Raw genomic sequence first — 16883 nt, 5'->3', positions numbered from 1 at the left:
TCGGATTTGCATGAAATAGGTACTATATAATATAACCTTTTTTGACTATGCTTCTTTTCGATCAAGTTCGTTGTGGATAATTATCATGCAGTGATCTGAGTGCAGGGAAACAGGTCCGATATTAAGGGTGCTTTTCGCAACCTTCTCGATCATCTCTTCTTCCTTTTCAGTAACTCCCATATGGTCCCCGAGAACAAATACAGCATCACTATTGAGCTCACCGTACTCGCGCATGTCCACACCATCTTCCCTCAGGTAGTAGATATCCCTGCCAGCCTCGCTGAACTCTTTGAGCAGTTCTTCCAATCCTGTGCGACGTATGTATACTCCAGGAGTGGACTGTGTTTCGTACTCTATGGCATCTTTCTGAAGTGCTTTTTTAATAAGTGAACCACTGCTTCTCTCATCCGGGTTAAGGTATTTCAGCTTCTCTCCATTGAACCTGACTACTTTCCCAGGATCAGGCTCACCCAGAAGTACAAGGTGTACATTCACGTCACGCCTCATTCCGTGTGAAAGGAAAAGAGCTGAATTGACACACCTGCAGAGTATATCCATTCTTCCGGCAGAGCCAGGAAGGTCATTTAAGGAAAAATCTCCGCTTGTAAGTGCTTTATGCCCTATTATCACAAAATCTTTCATTGAATTTCCTCAGTTACTATATTAATTAATTGTTTGAATTTCCGTTTTTCAGTAGCAATCAGTTGTCACCTTTTAGCAGTATTTTTGCAAGGGCTGCAGCAATCTGGCGATAATCCATATCATCATTTGCAATATCCGAAACGAACTCGTCATATTTATCAAGTTTACCACGCCTGATAAGCATCCTTACATCATCTGCAATTCTGTTTTCCTTAATCTTTTCTACATCTCGATTTCTTGGAAGTTCTCTCTTGTTGATTGCAGTTCCGGTTATCTTTTTAATATCTTCAAGTTTTATTTTTTCCTTGCCGGAAACAAAAGTATATGCAATCCCCGGTCTGCCTGCTCGTGCAGTCCTTCCGATCCTGTGTACGTAGATTTCCGGATCCTGTGGCAAGTCATAATTAAAAACAACTTCAATATTGTCAATATCTATGCCTCTTGCTGCAACATCAGTGGCAATAAGAATGTCAATATCCTCGTCCCTGAATCTATCCATGCGGCGCTCTCTTTTTTTCTGCTTGATATCTCCGTGGAGTGCATCTACCGGATAACCTTTTGAGCGCAGCTTGATTACAAGCCTGTCAACTTCTTTCCTGGTATTACAGAACACAAGAGCAGATTTGATATTTTCAACTTCTATTAGGCGCTTGAGTGCTTCGGGCTTTGCATTATCTTTCACTTCAAAGTAATATTGTTTTACCTGAGGAACCGTGAGTTTTTCCTGTACTATCGTTATGTGTATGGGATCTTTCTGGTATTTTTCTGTCAGTCTGAGTATTTCTTCGGGCATCGTTGCTGAAAAAAGAAGTGTCTGTCTTGAAGATAGTGTGCTTTCCAGTATTTTTTCGATGTCGTCCCTGAATCCCATGTTCAGCATTTCATCAGCTTCATCAAGCACTACTATTCCGATTTCACCTGTCCGCAAATTTCCTCTTTCCATGTGGTCTATTATTCTTCCGGGAGTTCCCACAACAACATGCGCACCATTTTTCAGACCCTCTGCCTGTGATCCCATTGAAGTTCCACCATAAACTGGTAATATTTTGAGTTCGGGGATGTACTTTGCAATTTTCTCCAGTTCCTCTGTAACCTGTATTGCAAGTTCCCTGGTGGGACAAATTACAAGTGCCTGTGTTTTTCTGTAATCCGGCTCAAGTAGTTCCATTAACGGAATCCCGAATGCCACAGTTTTTCCGGTTCCTGTCTGTGCATGACCAATTACATCTTTTCCATCCATTATGACTGGAATGCACATTTTCTGAATTTCTGTTGCTTCCCTGAATCCCATATCTCGAATACTTTTTCTGATCTCTTTTGACAGAAAAAGGTCTTTGACAAATTCTGTTTGCATTTATATTCACTCTTGGTGTATAACTTACTAAATCGGTCAATTTTATTCTTTACTTATAATTAGGCTTGTATATGCTTCTTATAAGTCTCTCCTTGTACAGCGTTCCGGTCTATTAAGGAGCCATGCAAGCTGGTTAACTGGTCCAACACCTTTCCCTATCGGCACACTTCCTTTGATGGCTTCCACAACAAAAATCTTTGCTTTTCTGGCGGCTTCATCTATGCTATATCCCTGAGCAAGGAATGATGTCAGTGCTGAAGAATACGTACAACCCGATCCATGTGTTCCGCCTTTGACAAAAGTACCTGATATTGTTGTGTAACTGTCGTTATGGGAATCATATATTATATCTGAGCCATCTAGATGTCCTCCGGTAACAATGACGTATTTGACTCCTGTTTTACTGATGATCTTTGCAGCACTCTCTGCATCATTTACATTCTGTATCTCTATTCCTGCAAGTATGCTGGCTTCATTGATATTAGGAGTTACAACTTCCGATACTGGTAACAGTTCTTCTTTTAGGGTTATTACGGCTTCTTTGCGGAGCAGATCACCGCCTGCCTCTGCAGCCATGACCGGATCAACAATTATTTTCAGCTTATGCTTTTTCACCATAAAAGCAACATTGGATGTGATTTCGGACGAAGAGAGCATACCGGATTTTGCCCATGTGATATCCATGTCCTCACAAACCGCATCTATCTGGGCTGTTATTGCCTCAACGGGTATATCATAAGCACTTCTAACTCCCTGTGTGTTCTGGGCGGTAACTGATGTAATTGCACATGCAGGATGAAGCCCTAGTGAAGCTATTGTCTTTATATCTGCTTCTATTCCTGCTCCTCCGCCGGAGTCAGATCCTGCAATGGTGAGTATGACTGGTATTCTGCTCATATAATCCTCTCTATTCGTTTGGCTCGTGAAAAAGCACATAGATGCCTTGTTGCTTATATATTAGTTGGTCAGTCAGGTCTATATATCTTTGTGAACCGTTTCATATCTCTGCATCTTTCGGGATGTTCAAAAATCGCTTATCACGATAGTTTTATATACAGCATATGCAACATTGGAGCATCGCAATATGTATAAGTAAATAAACAAATTTACAAGCTATATATTAGCTACTAGTTTAAATTTAGAATTTATTTGGATCTATTTAACTGAGGCGACGAAAATGGGAAACAGACCTCTTGATATACTGAACGATGCTTTGAACACACCTGTAATTGTGAGACTTAAAGGCGCAAGGGAATTCCGTGGAAAACTCCAGGGATATGACGTACACATGAACCTTGTCCTTGACGATGCAGAGGAACTTAAGGAAGGGGAAGTTGTAAGAAAACTGGGTAGTGTTGTAATCAGAGGTGACAACGTAGTTTACGTATCTCCCTGAAATGAACGTAACCTATAAGAACTACTAGCAATATCATGGGTAACCTCCAGGCTGTAATTTATAGGCTTTACTTATTATAACAATTAATCAAGGAATTCATACTAAAGGTGATTATAATATGTCAAAAGGTACTCCTTCAATGGGTAAAAGGCAGAAGCGTACACATGTAAAATGCAGGCGCTGCGGTAGTGTTTCACTCAACATTCACACAAAACAGTGCACATCATGCGGCTTTGGCAAGAGCTCACGCATGAGAAGCTACAAGTGGCAGGCAAAGTGCAAATATTAGGTCTTTTTTAGACTAGGGATATAAATGCGCGAAGAATGCGGTGTTGTAGGGGTTGTACAGTTCGATGAAGAAACACATCCAGTCCCTTCCGCGCTTCGTATATATTACGCATTATATGCTCTGCAGCATCGTGGTCAGGAATCCGCAGGGGTGACTGTACATGATGGCAGGGAACCTCATACTTTAAAAGGTATGGGTCTTGTGCCCGAGGTTTTTGACAAGGATGACCTTGTTTCTCTGAAGGGCAATGTGGGAATCGGACATGTTCGCTATTCTACTTCCGGTGACTCACGCTTAGAGAATTGTCAGCCTTTTATTGTAAAGTATAAGAGCGGTAATGTTGCTCTTGCACACAATGGTAATCTTGTCAATGGTTATGACCTGCGTGAACAACTTGAGACGGAAGGTCATATATTTGTTGCAAATTCTGACACAGAAGTAATAGCTCATCTTCTGGTAAAGGAACTTTTGAAGCATAATCCTGTTGAAGCTATGCGCAATGTAATGAAGCAACTCAACGGATCATATTCACTGACCATAATGATAGATGATATGCTCATGGCTGTAAGGGATCCTCTTGGATTCAAACCGTTATGCTTTGGTACTATTGATTCCGGTTATGTTGTTGCTTCTGAAAGTGTGGCTATTGATACACTGAACGGTAAACTTCTCAGGGATGTGCAACCCGGAGAACTCCTTATTTTCCGCGATGGTGAAGTTGAATCATATCAGTTATTTGAAGAGAAATATTGTGCTCACTGTGTTTTTGAATATGTTTATTTTGCACGTCCTGATTCGATCATAGACGGAGAGCTTGTCTATAAAGTCCGTGAAAGAATAGGTGAAAGGCTTTCTCTTGAGCATCCTGTTGATGCAGATATGGTATCTCCTGTTCCTGACTCGGGTATAACTTCAGCTATTGGTTATGCAAAAGAGTCTAAGATCGATTATGAAGAAAGTCTTATGAAGAACCGTTATATTGGCCGAACTTTCATTCTTCCGGGCCAGGCAATGCGCGAAACTGCTGTTCGCCTGAAAATGAATACCATAGATCAGAATATAAAAGGAAAAAAAGTGGTTCTTATTGATGACAGTGTAGTAAGAGGTACAACTTCGCGTCGTATTATTGATATGGTGCGCAATGCGGGTGCAACAGAAGTACATGCACGTATTGGCAGTCCTCCTATCATTGCTCCATGTTATCTGGGTATTGACATGGCTTCCAGGGAGGAACTGATTGCAGCACACAAGACTATCAAGGGTGTTGAGGCTGTTATTGATGCGGATTCTTTGGGTTATCTCAGTGTTGACGGCCTAGTGGAATCAATAGGGATAGATAGGGATGATCTCTGTCTTGGTTGTCTTACAGGCGCTTATCCAGTGGAAATCCCTGGTGAAGATATGTGTCAGAGAAGACAGTTAAAGTTGAATGAGTTTTAACTTTTGTATTCATAATTTTCTACTGGTTTTCGTTTTTGATTTTCTCTTTTAATCTTTGGTAATCTTTTCAAGAATGACAGCACAGGTAAAATAAAATAACACATGATGTATATTTTTTGATATGTATTATAATGTAAATATTATAGAACTATCTAATGAAATGTATACTGTTATATAGTATCAGAACATAACATAAGAATAAGTCTGTTTTTCAGATTCTACAAGGATGTACCACCCCTTGTAGCGGGATGGGGCTAACTTTCATACAATTGTATGGCGGGTGGTGTAATGCAACGATTTGTTGTATATCAAAAACGTAATTATTTTTTAAACAATGGTTGCTGAATCGGGGTATATAGTATCCAGATCAATCATTAGAACGGAATTAGGAAATGGGGCCGGGATCGAGAATCGAACTCGAATCGTAGCCTCCACAGGGCTACAGGATAACCGCTACCCTACCCCGGCTCGAAGCAGGTGCTTTACTTGAAAGCACCCTATAGATGTCCGTTTCTTACATAAATCTTTTCCTTTGGAAAGCTATTAAACAGTGTCCTCAGGCTTGTTCAGTTATATAATTATTATTCACTTCTCAGCTTTTCAATTGCAATCTCTGCAGCCTTCTTGCCGGACAGCATCATTCCACCAAAGACAGGTCCCATTCTTGGAGCTCCTGCAACAGCGTTTGCTGCCATTCCTGTAACTATCAGTCCGGGATAGACTTCTTTTGTGGTATCCATCAAAATACGCTCCCCAACATCGGCCCACATTGGCTTTTCACCGGGGATTCCGGAACCTATCTCTGCACCAGGTATCTTCCTGAGGACAGTATTGCATATTCCTGCATCATGTCCGGTTCCGTCAATAACAAGCTTTGCTTTGATCGCAAGTGGGTCAACATGCAGTCCGGTCATGGACACAGGTCCCCAGTTAATAACAAGTCCGCATACGGTATCATTCTCACGGATCATTACGTCCTCAACATCTATCAGGTTGAAGATCTCTGCACCGGCATCTGTTGCACCACAAATAAGTTTGGCAACAGACTGCACCGAACTTGCAACATAATATCCCTTCTCATACTCATGATAATCAATATCGAAATTATCAAGTATATGTTTCGCATCTTCCTGGACCACTATGCGTGGGAACATCATTCCTCCTCCCCACATTCCTCCGCCTATTGAGAGCTTCTTCTCAAAAAGCACGGTTTTAAGGCCTGCCTCTGCCAGATATCTGGCAGCTACCAGGTTTGCAGGTCCTCCTCCAACAAGCGCCACATCTACCTCTGTGTAGTCAAGAAAAACCTTAGAAAATTCATCAACTATAGCCCTTGTAATAGTAAGCTCATCAAGTTCCATCTTATTTCCTCGTGATCATTTAATAACAAAGGCTTCTGATTGGTATTATATTCCTTAAATCTAATGGGATGCTGTTTGAATTTCTGCTTTCATATCCTGAATCATCTCTGTTCCGATCTTATTCTCTATGGGGATTGTGGGCTCAGCTTCGTCATTGAGCACTTCATGATGCTTTTTGAGCCTTACCCAGAACATACTGCCATTACCTTCCGGATTATCGTCAACGCCAACTCGTCCTCCAAGAAGTTCGGCTATCTTCTTAACAATGGCAAGTCCAAGTCCTGTTCCCTTCACACCACTTTTATTCACTCTCTTAAAACGGTCAAATACCAGTGGTTTTGCATCATCAGGGATACCTTCTCCGCAGTCAGTTACAGTTACCATCCATTCATAATTCATATTTGCAATATCAACGATGATTTTTGTGTTCTCTGGACTATACTTGATGGCATTGGAGATATAATTGGCAAAAATCTCCTCAACAATAGGATTAAGTACGGCAGGATATTTTCCTTCTGCACGAAGATCAAGTTTCATATTCTTTTCGTGAAGCTGGTGCTCGAATTGTTCTATAACATTGTGAAGGCTTGCCATAATGTCAACTTCCTTCAGTTCCAGTTCATCTGTTGCTTCCAGTTTAGCAAATTTGGCAGCTGTTTCTATCATGTCTATGAGCCTGTCAGTATTTCTTTGCACACTGCTGATAATTCTGGATTTACCAGGGTCATCCTCTTTTTCGTACAATACTTCTGAAAAACCCTTGATATTTCCTGCAGGATTCAGCAGGTCGTGGCGCATTATATCGGTAAACAGATCTTTCAGTTCATTGGAGTGGCGAAGTTCTTCTTCAACCTTCTTCCTTTCGTCAAGATCCATAGTAGTTCCTGTGAACCTGAATGGTTCTTCATTCTTATCCCACTCGGTGATCTTTCCCCTGGCCAGTATCCATTGCCATTTATCTTTGCTGTTCTTCATACGGAATTCAGATTCAAAGAATGGTGTTTCACCGTCAATATGCTCATTAACAGTAGCATCTACAGTTTTTATATCATCAGGATGTATCAGTTTTTTCCAGCTTTCAATATTCTTTTCAATATCATCAACATCATATCCGATCATCTCTGCCCAGCGCTCATTGTACATTACCTCATTTGTCCTGAGATTCCAGTCCCACATTCCAAGGTCAGCGCCTTCCATGGCAAGCTCCATAACCTGTTTGGTTTTTGCAAGTCTGCTTTCCATATCAATACGTGCTGCAATATCGCGCACAACCGCCAGGGCATAATTGTGGTTGTCATGGGTAGCAAAGGTAATATTCATCTCCACCGGTATTTTGTCACCATTTTTTCTTGTAAGTGTCTGACTTGGTAGCAGGTATCTGTCACCTACAAGGTCGCTAAGATCATTTTTCCAGAATGTGTCGTCAAAAAGCAAACTTAGTTCTTTTTCCTGCATACTGATAAGTTCTTCTAGTGAGTATCCAAGCTCTTTACAGGCAGTTTCATTTGCATCAATGATGAGATGTTTTTCCATATCAATAGTGAAAATAAAATCGTTGGACCTGTCAATCAGGTTTTTAAAAAGCCCCAGATCTTTCAGGAATGACCTGTGATTTAGAGCCATACTTACAATCTCTGATAATACTTTCAATGTCTGTATGTTATCAAGATTGCAGTCGGTTTTATTTGATATGTTTTCGATGCTGATAAATCCAATACATTCAGATTCTGACTCAACCGGGACTATCATTAATGACTTTACACCACTGGATAATATGATGTTTCTCTCTCTGTCAGCAATTTCCAGAAGTTTTTCTTCTTTCGAGATATGGACCATTTGTTTTTGAACTAGTTTTTTTGATATCCATGGAAATTTGGAGTAGGATATATTTTCAAAAACACTCTTTTTCTCACTTAAGCCAAAACTTTTCCATCCATGTGACAGATATGGGTCGCTGTTACCCTTGAATAAAAAAAGATAGCAGTACTCTGCATTGCAAAAAGAAGCGGTTTTCTTTAATATTTCATTCAGGGTTCCGTCAATGTTCCCAGGCTCAATGAACATGGAGATCAGGGACGTGATCATATTCTCTATTCTTGTATTGCGGGCAACAAGGTGTTCCAGTCCCTTATGTTTCTCATTCAGCTCTCTGTGTTTTCCGTCCAGTTCGCTTATTTTAAGTTCCAGTTCCGTATTCTTTTTCTCTATTTGCTTGCTTGCATAGAGTATAATTGTTAATGTGGACAATATCAAAGCTAAGCTGATTATGATGGAATTTGCATCTTTTGCAATTACAAATGGTACAACCAATACAAATCCGAATATAATGACTATCAGTATAAGTACTGTATTTACGACACTGGTGATTTTTACGTTTTTCAGTGTGTGGTCATCTATCATTAATCTATTATTATAGTATTAATTACTATATTTATTATTCGTTTGTTTTATTGTGTTAAATTTTGATGAAGTTCTTTTCTCCAGTGTTCTCGATATTATGGTACAAAGATAATTTGCATTATTTGATGTTACAATGTACTTTATACATGCAAAATCAACCTGGGGGTTAGCTTTAATAATTTGCTTAAATCAATTAGTATTAGTAAGAAAAAGAGATGATGTATATAGTGAGGACTGCCCAGAAAACCACTGCGAAATCAAAGAGGAAACCAAGTTCTGATCCTGGAGAGTGTACTGCTGATTTTCTGGTTCTGGAGCCTGCAGGTTATCCCATGGCCAGTATGCTGGATGAATATCCGGAAATTACGGACCCCGGAGTTTTCGAGCACTATGCACGTGAGCAGTGGAGAGGTTTTACAGCGCGCAAAGGGGATTATCTTTTTGACCGCAGGATGTTTCCTGATTTTGCATACAAAGTTACTGATGTGGAACCACCTGAATCGGTCATCGGCCAGAATACACACATTATTGTGAGTGAGGTACTTGTTACCACTACTCCTGTTGTTGAATTCAGAAGTGATGTCACTTTTGATGACGTGGTCGGGCAGCAGAGCGCACGTAAGAAATGTAAACTCATTGAACGTTTTCTTGAAGCTCCAGAGAAATTTGGTAAATGGGCACCACGAAATGTACTCTTTTTCGGTCCGTCGGGTACCGGAAAAACAATGCTTGCAAAAGCACTTGCAAATAAGACACATGTTCCCATTATTCCGGTTAAGGCAACCGAACTTATAGGGGAGTTTGTCGGTGAGGGTTCCAGACAGATACATCAACTGTACGACAGGGCGCAGGAAATGGCTCCATGTATTGTTTTCATAGATGAACTAGATGCAATCGCACTTGATCGCAGGCATCAGGAACTGCGTGGTGATGTAGCAGAGATAGTCAATTCTCTTCTGACGGAAATGGATGGCATTGTGGAACGCCCGGGTGTTTGTACCATAGGTGCCACCAATCGCACAGATGCCATTGACCCTGCTGTAAGGAGCAGGTTCGAGGAAGAGATCGAGTTTACCCTTCCCGATGAGAAAGAACGACTTGCAATACTTAGATCTAATGTGAGGACTTTTCCGATTCCTGTGAAAGATCTTGATCTCCCTGCTCTTGCAAAGATGACAGAGGGACTTTCAGGAAGGGATCTTGTAGCGAAGGTACTCAAGACCGCTCTTCATAATGTAATTATTGATGAGAGGGAACATGTTACTCAGGATGACCTTTGTTCCTCTCTTAAAAAGCTCAAAAATATTCCGGTATCTGGAAATGCTGACAGGATGTACATCTGAGATTTTGTGAAAGTTACCCGGATATTAGGATTATCTTTTTAATATCTGAAAATATATCGGAGAGCTATGTCTGAGGTAAATGAATCTGACCGTTTTGAATGTGTCATAATAAATGTAATTGACACACTCATGTGGAAAGGAGTCACTGTTGAAGAAGTTGAATCCGGCGGCCGTGTCTATTTCGGCAAAGTAAAACCAGAGGGCTTTGATTACGTCCCTGGTGATACACTCTACATAGGAATGAAACGTCTTCCATATGAGCTTGAAGATATTGAAATGGAGATGGAAGTATCACTTTACGATGGTGAGGGCAACAGACTGGATTGGACCTTCCTTTAGGTCTGTTTTTCTTTCCAACTTTTCTTTTCTTTCTTTGTTCAGATCTTATCCCTGTATGGTATATCAAGTTCCATCAGGTCTTCGGCTACAATAACATTATCAAATATCTTTTTAGCTTCTTCTAGTAATTTTGTGGGATTATCTGAATATCTGGAACTTATATGGGTAAGTACCAGTTTCAGGACGTTTGCTTCTTTTGCCAGAATGGAAGCTTCTTCTGCGGTGGAATGCATGGATTCGATGGCCCATTCCTGCTGCTCATTTGCAAGTGTTGAGTCATGGATAAGAAGGTCAGCATTTTTACTGGCTTCAAGTACTGCCTTGCAGGGCCGTGTATCTCCTGTGTATACGATTTTTCTGCCGGGTCTTGCATCCCCTACAACATCTTCGGAACATATTATATTTCCATCAACTTCTACTGACTCTCCTTTATGGAGTTTTGAGAAAAGAGGTCCCGGGGGTACTCCAAGTTCAATGGCTTTTTGTCGGTCAAATCTCCCTGAACGCATGTTTTCAACAAGTGCATATCCAATACTTGGTATACTGTGTTCTGTTTTGAGTGCTACTATTGAATATTCATCTCTTTTAATTACGTCTCCGGGTGACAGATCAATGGCATCTATTTCAAACTTCAGTTTATAATAACCCAGGGAACTGAGTATCCTTGCAAATTCGTGGACATGATGCGGGCCATAGATTTTCAATGGTTCTGTTCTTCCATGGAATGACATTGTTTGTATAAGCCCGGGAATTCCAAGTATGTGATCTGCATGAAAATGTGTTATGAATATTGATGACAATGCTTTCATTCCTGTCTTTGCCCGCATCATTTGTTGCTGCGTCCCTTCTCCGCAATCAAAAAGCATAAGCTCGCCTTCACGGTTAATCATGATGGCTGATGGATTTCGTTCCGGAGTTGGGAGTGACCCCCCGGTTCCAAGAAATGTCACTCGAAGCATATATTAATATAAGTGCTTGACTTATTTATGAATTATCTATGTTGCCCTAAGCAGTTCAGTTCCTTTCTTCAAAATCGTAATGCAATATGGTGGGTTCGTGTTTACTATCACTCGAAAAGTTCATATATAATCTTATTATTAAAGGAACGTCCATAAATCATACCAGATTTAATCAGAGTTACAAAAGGTAATTCATTCATACTTACATTAACAATCATAAGAGGATATATCATGAAATGGCAAGGTAGATCTAGAAGAACATACACTGGTGCTAAGATCAAGAAAGCTCGCGGAAAGAGGAAATACGAGCTTGGTAGTGGACCAGCTGATACTCATATTCACGAAACAAAGAGGAAGAACGTTACAACAAGAGGCGGAAACAGGAAAGTCAGGCTTCTGCAGTGCAATGTTGCAAACGTAACCGATGCACAGGGTAAAACCCAGACAACCAGCATTGAGAATGTGGTTGGAAATGCTGCAAATGAACACTATGTCAGGCGTAATATCCTTACAAAGGGTTCTGTTATCAAGACTCCTCTTGGTAATGCAAAGGTCACAAGCCGTCCGGGTCAGGATGGTGTTGTGAACGCGAAACTGCTCGAATAATCGGGCAATTCTTTTTTCTTTTTAATTTGATTGTCTGGTGTTATGGGGTTGCTACATATGGATGATAAAACACGTCATGTTCTGGAATGTCTTGAAGAGGATGCAAGAATGAGTCATGAAAAGATTGCAACCCTCACAGGGCTTACTCTTGACGAGGTCAGCAAGAAGGTAACTGATCTTGAAAAAAGAGGAATTATCCGCAAGTATAAGACAGTTATTGACTGGGATCTTGCAGGTGATGAGAATGTCTATGCGATTATTGAGCTTAAGGTGAGCCTTGAAAGAACAATAGGCTATCAGCCTCTTGTTGAGCGACTGTATAAATTCCCGGAAGTTCGTTCTGTCAGACTTCTCTCCGGCCAATACGATCTCTCACTTACTGTTTCTGGAAAAACAATGAAAGAAGTTGCGTTCTTTGTTGCTGAGAAGATCTCTACTCTTGAACAGGTACAGCACACAACAACTCACTTTGTCCTGAAAACTTACAAAGAGGATGGTGTTATCCTCCATGAGCAGGACCATGTTTCACGTTTACCGGTGACTCCTTAAAGTCACATTACAGGATGTATAATGTATGAGAAAAGCATGCACCCCTTCGAAATTCGTAGCTGATGTAATAAACGAGGTGCCTCCTTCAGGCATACGTCGCTACTTCGATCTTGCGTCCGGGCTGGAAGATGTCATCTCCCTTGGCGTAGGTGAACCGGATTATGTGACCCCATGGCACATAAGGGAAGCGTGCATTCACTCGCTTGAATGTGGTGAAACTTCATATACTTCTAATTATGGCCTTATCGAACTACGTGAAGAGCTGGCAAACCACTACTCTGAAAAATATGGGATTAATTATAATCCGGATTCTGAGATCCTTGTTACATCAGGAGTCAGTGAAGCCCTTGATGTAGCTATCAGAGCCATCACCAATCCTGGTGATGAGATAATTGTTGTCCAGCCATCATATGTTGCATACGTGCCTTCGGTAATGTTTGCAGGCGGAGTACCTGTTATTATCTCAACAAAGCTTGAGAATCATTTTAAACTCACAGCCGAGGAACTGGAAGCAGCAATCACGGCAAAAACAAAAGCAATTATCATTAATTTCCCCAATAACCCAACCGGTGCAACCATGGGCAGGGAAGACCTTGAAGCTATTGCAGATGTGGTCTGCGAGCACGATATCATGGTAATCTCCGATGAGGTCTATGATTGTCTGACCTACAACGGTGGACACACATGTTTTGCATCCCTTGAAGGCATGAGGGAGAGAACAATTCTTCTTAACGGTTTTTCAAAAGCATATGCAATGACTGGTTTCAGGCTGGCATACGCAATGGCATCACCAAAGATAATCAGTGCAATGATGCTGATACATCAGTATTCAATGCTCTGCGCTCCGATTACGGCACAGATCGGTGCCATCGAAGCCCTCAAGAATGGCAAACAGGAAATGCAGCGCATGGTCCGTGACTACGACAGACGCCGCCATCTTATCGTAAATGGTCTGAACAAGATCGGACTCAATTGCTTCGAACCAAAAGGTGCATTCTACGCTTTCCCATCAGTTGTGAACACAGGCCTTAGTTCCGAGGATTTCGCAGAACGCCTCATGAACGAGCAGAAGGTCGTTACAATCCCGGGCAGTGTGTTCGGTGAAGCCGGCACAGGTTTCCTGCGATGCTCCTACGCAACTTCCAGAGAGGAAATTGAAGAGGCTCTGGAGAGGATCGGGGCTTTTGTGGATGGGTTGTGAAAGCAAGGCTATTTTTGATTTTTCGGTAGCATGATTCTGGTTTTCTAATAACATCCAGATGCATCACAACGATCTGAGTTGAATTGTGATACTTAAACTTTACCAAAATAAAAATGAATTGTGAATTTATTCTTGATGGCAGCGAAAATAAAAATTGTGAATTCAGGACGAAGATTGTACTACATTATCTTTGAACTATCTGAATGGTAACAGGGAGGAAAGAGGGGGATAATCGACTCTCCTCCCATAATAAAGGAACAAGTAATTGAATACCTGCTCCTTATAATCAGTTATTCTGTGTATCCCACCAGATTCTTACACGTCTGGTAGAAGCGTCATAAATATAACTACCGTTCTCTTTTTTAAGATTCTCTTCCAGATATTCTTCCAGAATAGTTCTTTGATGATCATTTTCCAGTGAAAAATTATCTGAAAGCTTATCGACCGCTTCCTCTAAACTCTCGTAGATTTCGCTTCTCTCAAATGTAAATACCTCCATATTCGGATGAATTCCCATTTGGTAGAGTACACTATACAGTATATCAGAATGAGGTTTGGAATAAGATTCAGTTCCATGTAGACGTGGCCAGAGCTCCATAAAATGTTCATCCCGGGAATTTATTCCTGCAAACCAGTAGAGGTAGATTCTTCCTGAAGCTACTGCCAGCATGTCCTCTATTGCTTTACGGATGTCTGGCATTCCCAGAGAAAAGGATGCTATAACAACATCATAATTTCCATCGAGATCCTTTTCAACATCAATATCCTCCCATCTTTTCTTGATAAGGGAAATGTTGTCACATTTATATTCAGCAATGTTATCCTCAAAGACCTCTATCATACCCTTAGAAGGTTCAACAGCAGTTACGTGTTTTACCTTCTCAGAAATTGGTATGGCAAGGGAACCCGGACCTGCACCAATATCAAGCACTCTGGATTCAGGACTTATGTATAATTTACTGATGACGTCACGTGCTCTTTTCTGTTCATCTCTGAGCGACATCTCCCAGAAACGTTTTGCACTTTCCTTTTCTTCCCAAACGGAAGCACATTCTTTCTTGTTACCACTATCCAGATGCTTGTTCATTTGGTCAGTCCATACACTTCCCCAGTCTATATTCCGATAGTTCAAATCCATAATTATCCTCCTCCACATGTTTTATACCGGTATAACGACTGAAACTTCCTGATAATTCTGTATTGTCACAGGTACTCCGTATACTTCCCTGATGGTGTCGGATGTTACATCTTCTATCCTTCCTGCTGCAAATATTGTTCCGTTCTTCAGGAACAGGAACTTATCAGAATACCTGAAAGCAAGGTTCAGGTCATGCATTGTCATGATGGCAGAAACATTCTCTTTTTTGACAACTTCTTTTACAGTATCAAGAATCTCAAGCTGGTTCTTCAGGTCAAGGCTGCTTGTAGGTTCGTCAAGAAGTAGCAGTTTAGGATTTTGTGCTATTGCCCTGGCAATTCCAACTTTCTGGAGTTCGCCTCCGCTAAGTTCATCTATGTATCTTAATGCCATTTCATCAAGGTTTAGTTTCTTGATTGTATCTTCAACTATCATTACATCCTCGGTTGTAATGTTCCATTTGATGTGTGGCATTCTTCCAAGCAGGATAGCGTCAAAGGCTGTAAGTCTTGCAGGCTCACAGCGTTGTGGTACATAACCAAGTCTTCTTGCAATCTCGATCTGTTCAAGTTTGAGAACGTCTTCATCTTCTATGAGTACAGTTCCTCTTTTTGGTTTGAGAATTGCGTTCATGCATTTGAGAAGTGTGGTCTTTCCCACACCATTTGGTCCGAGTATTGAGAGAATCTCATTCCTTTTCAGCTCGAATTTAATCTCTTTCAATACTTCCTTACTCTTATATTGGAATTCCACTCCGTCCACTTCAAGTATCATATTCTTCTCGCTCCTAAAATAAGGTATATAAACGTAGGTGCACCAAAAAAGGAAGTCAGCACCGCAACTGGTAACTGGTAAGGCTCAATCATCATCCTTGCAGCAGTATCAGCGCTGAGCAGGAGCAATGAACCTATCACAACACTTCCTACTATCAGAAAACGATGATCATCTCCTACTATCCTGCGGGCCATATGCGGACATATAAGACCCACAAAACCAATGACACCAAGGAAAGCAACAATTATGGCAGTTACAAGGGAAGCACACGTCATTCCCCTCATTCTTACCTGTTCAACATTAACACCAAGTCCCTTAGCAGTTTCATCTCCAGCATCTATAGCATTGTATTTCCATCGATTGATGGTGAAATAGATTATTGATAAAACTACAACTGCGGTTATTAGGGCCAACTCACTCCAACTTGCTCTTGAAACATCACCAAATGTCCAGAATACTATTGATGCAAGCTGTGTATCATCAGCAAAATACTGCAACATCATGGTTCCTGCTGTGAAAAGTGAGCCCATTGCAACACCTACTAATATCATAACTTCAGGTGTAACTCCTCTAAACCGGGAAAACGCAAGGATAATCACAGTCACTAAAAGGGAAAATGCAAATGCTACAATTGTAGTGATGTAAGGGTTGCTAATGGTTACAGCGCTGCCAACATTAGTGTGTGTTGCACCTGTTCCAAGCACCATAACCGAAACAGCTGCACCAAAGGCTGCAGCATTTGATATCCCGAGTGTGAAAGGTGATCCCAATGGATTTCTGAGAATAGACTGCATCACAACGCCGGCTACGGATAGTCCGGCACCCGCTACAATGGCGGTTAGCACCTGGGGAAGACGTATATCCCAGATGATGCTGTCCCAGCGTATTGAAATACTCTCTCCTGCAAGTGTCCGTATGACTTCAAGAGGGGGGATGTCCACTGGACCCAATGAGATCGACATTATAAGCACTAAAAATAAGAAAGCAACTCCGGACAGGATATAGGTAATTTTCCTGCAGGTGTGCTCTTTGTAACGACGGGCAATGTCACCCTGTATAGTGTCCATTCCTTTCACCGGTTTTTTATTCTGT

17 protein-coding genes and 1 tRNA gene are annotated in these 16883 nt (G+C 41.1%); 8 read left to right on the top strand and 10 right to left on the bottom strand.

The window, feature by feature from the left end:
• Positions 1-45: 45 nt before the first annotated feature.
• The 3 genes from trmY to thiD form a co-directional block, all read right to left on the bottom strand.
• On the bottom strand, positions 46-642 hold the full coding sequence (gene trmY, locus J2746_RS04535) for a tRNA (pseudouridine(54)-N(1))-methyltransferase TrmY (RefSeq protein ID WP_209616956.1): 597 nt from the start codon (positions 640-642) through the stop codon (positions 46-48).
• 58 nt (positions 643-700) lie between these two features.
• A complete protein-coding gene (locus J2746_RS04530) occupies positions 701-1996 on the bottom strand; it encodes a DEAD/DEAH box helicase (protein ID WP_209616954.1) in 1296 nt (431 codons plus the stop codon).
• A gap of 78 nt (positions 1997-2074) precedes the next feature.
• Positions 2075-2893: a bifunctional hydroxymethylpyrimidine kinase/phosphomethylpyrimidine kinase gene (thiD, locus tag J2746_RS04525; RefSeq protein ID WP_209616952.1), complete on the bottom strand. Its 819-nt coding sequence runs from the start codon at positions 2891-2893 to the stop codon at positions 2075-2077.
• Positions 2894-3173: 280 nt separating this feature from the next.
• Between thiD and J2746_RS04520 the strand changes: the two genes are divergently transcribed.
• The 3 genes from J2746_RS04520 to purF all read left to right on the top strand — a co-directional run bounded on the left by J2746_RS04520 (position 3174) and on the right by purF (position 5121).
• Positions 3174-3392, top strand: coding sequence for an LSm family protein (locus J2746_RS04520; RefSeq protein WP_209616950.1), 219 nt, complete (start codon positions 3174-3176; stop codon positions 3390-3392).
• 118 nt (positions 3393-3510) lie between these two features.
• A complete protein-coding gene (locus tag J2746_RS04515) occupies positions 3511-3681 on the top strand; it encodes a 50S ribosomal protein L37e (protein WP_023844184.1) in 171 nt (56 codons plus the stop codon).
• Positions 3682-3705: 24 nt separating this feature from the next.
• Positions 3706-5121, top strand: a complete 1416-nt coding sequence (gene purF, locus J2746_RS04510; protein ID WP_209616947.1) for an amidophosphoribosyltransferase — start codon at positions 3706-3708, stop codon at positions 5119-5121.
• A gap of 393 nt (positions 5122-5514) precedes the next feature.
• Here purF and J2746_RS04505 read toward each other — a convergent pair.
• The 3 genes from J2746_RS04505 to J2746_RS04495 form a co-directional block, all read right to left on the bottom strand.
• Positions 5515-5589 (bottom strand) — tRNA-His (locus J2746_RS04505).
• Between the two features lie 113 nt (positions 5590-5702).
• The gene (locus J2746_RS04500) at positions 5703-6482 is read right to left on the bottom strand and encodes a sulfide-dependent adenosine diphosphate thiazole synthase (protein WP_209616945.1); all 780 of its coding nucleotides are present in this window, start codon (positions 6480-6482) and stop codon (positions 5703-5705) included.
• 60 nt (positions 6483-6542) lie between these two features.
• Complete coding sequence (locus tag J2746_RS04495; protein WP_209616943.1) at positions 6543-8882, bottom strand: sensor histidine kinase; 2340 nt, start codon at positions 8880-8882, stop codon at positions 6543-6545.
• Between the two features lie 215 nt (positions 8883-9097).
• Here J2746_RS04495 and J2746_RS04490 point away from each other — a divergent pair, with 215 nt between their 5' ends.
• Positions 9098-10225, top strand: coding sequence for an AAA family ATPase (locus J2746_RS04490; protein ID WP_209616941.1), 1128 nt, complete (start codon positions 9098-9100; stop codon positions 10223-10225).
• Positions 10226-10291: 66 nt separating this feature from the next.
• Complete coding sequence (locus J2746_RS04485) at positions 10292-10564, top strand: hypothetical protein (protein ID WP_209616939.1); 273 nt, start codon at positions 10292-10294, stop codon at positions 10562-10564.
• A gap of 38 nt (positions 10565-10602) precedes the next feature.
• Here J2746_RS04485 and J2746_RS04480 read toward each other — a convergent pair whose 3' ends face one another.
• Complete coding sequence (locus J2746_RS04480) at positions 10603-11523, bottom strand: ribonuclease Z (RefSeq protein WP_209616937.1); 921 nt, start codon at positions 11521-11523, stop codon at positions 10603-10605.
• 231 nt (positions 11524-11754) lie between these two features.
• Here J2746_RS04480 and J2746_RS04475 point away from each other — a divergent pair, with 231 nt between their 5' ends.
• Genes J2746_RS04475 through J2746_RS04465 form a run of 3 tightly spaced genes read left to right on the top strand, consistent with a single transcriptional unit; the run spans position 11755 to position 13879 of the window.
• Positions 11755-12129: a 30S ribosomal protein S8e gene (locus J2746_RS04475; RefSeq protein ID WP_209616935.1), complete on the top strand. Its 375-nt coding sequence runs from the start codon at positions 11755-11757 to the stop codon at positions 12127-12129.
• Between the two features lie 57 nt (positions 12130-12186).
• Positions 12187-12678, top strand: a complete 492-nt coding sequence (locus tag J2746_RS04470; RefSeq protein WP_209616933.1) for an Lrp/AsnC family transcriptional regulator — start codon at positions 12187-12189, stop codon at positions 12676-12678.
• 25 nt (positions 12679-12703) lie between these two features.
• A complete protein-coding gene (locus J2746_RS04465; protein WP_209616930.1) occupies positions 12704-13879 on the top strand; it encodes an aminotransferase class I/II-fold pyridoxal phosphate-dependent enzyme in 1176 nt (391 codons plus the stop codon).
• A 286-nt stretch (positions 13880-14165) separates the two neighbouring features.
• Here J2746_RS04465 and J2746_RS04460 read toward each other — a convergent pair whose 3' ends face one another.
• From J2746_RS04460 to J2746_RS04450, 3 genes are read right to left on the bottom strand one after another with little or no spacing between them, the layout of a single operon-like run.
• On the bottom strand, positions 14166-15017 hold the full coding sequence (locus J2746_RS04460) for a class I SAM-dependent methyltransferase (RefSeq protein WP_209616927.1): 852 nt from the start codon (positions 15015-15017) through the stop codon (positions 14166-14168).
• A 21-nt stretch (positions 15018-15038) separates the two neighbouring features.
• Positions 15039-15791: an ABC transporter ATP-binding protein gene (locus J2746_RS04455; RefSeq protein ID WP_209616922.1), complete on the bottom strand. Its 753-nt coding sequence runs from the start codon at positions 15789-15791 to the stop codon at positions 15039-15041.
• Positions 15788-16858, bottom strand: a complete 1071-nt coding sequence (locus J2746_RS04450) for a FecCD family ABC transporter permease (RefSeq protein WP_209616919.1) — start codon at positions 16856-16858, stop codon at positions 15788-15790. The genes J2746_RS04455 and J2746_RS04450 overlap by 4 nt, the downstream gene beginning before the upstream one ends.
• Between the last annotated feature and the right edge of the window lie 25 nt (positions 16859-16883).

The organism is Methanolobus bombayensis, assembly GCF_017873415.1.
Lineage (GTDB): Archaea > Halobacteriota > Methanosarcinia > Methanosarcinales > Methanosarcinaceae > Methanolobus > Methanolobus bombayensis.
This window is presented reverse-complemented; position numbering and strand designations above follow the sequence as displayed.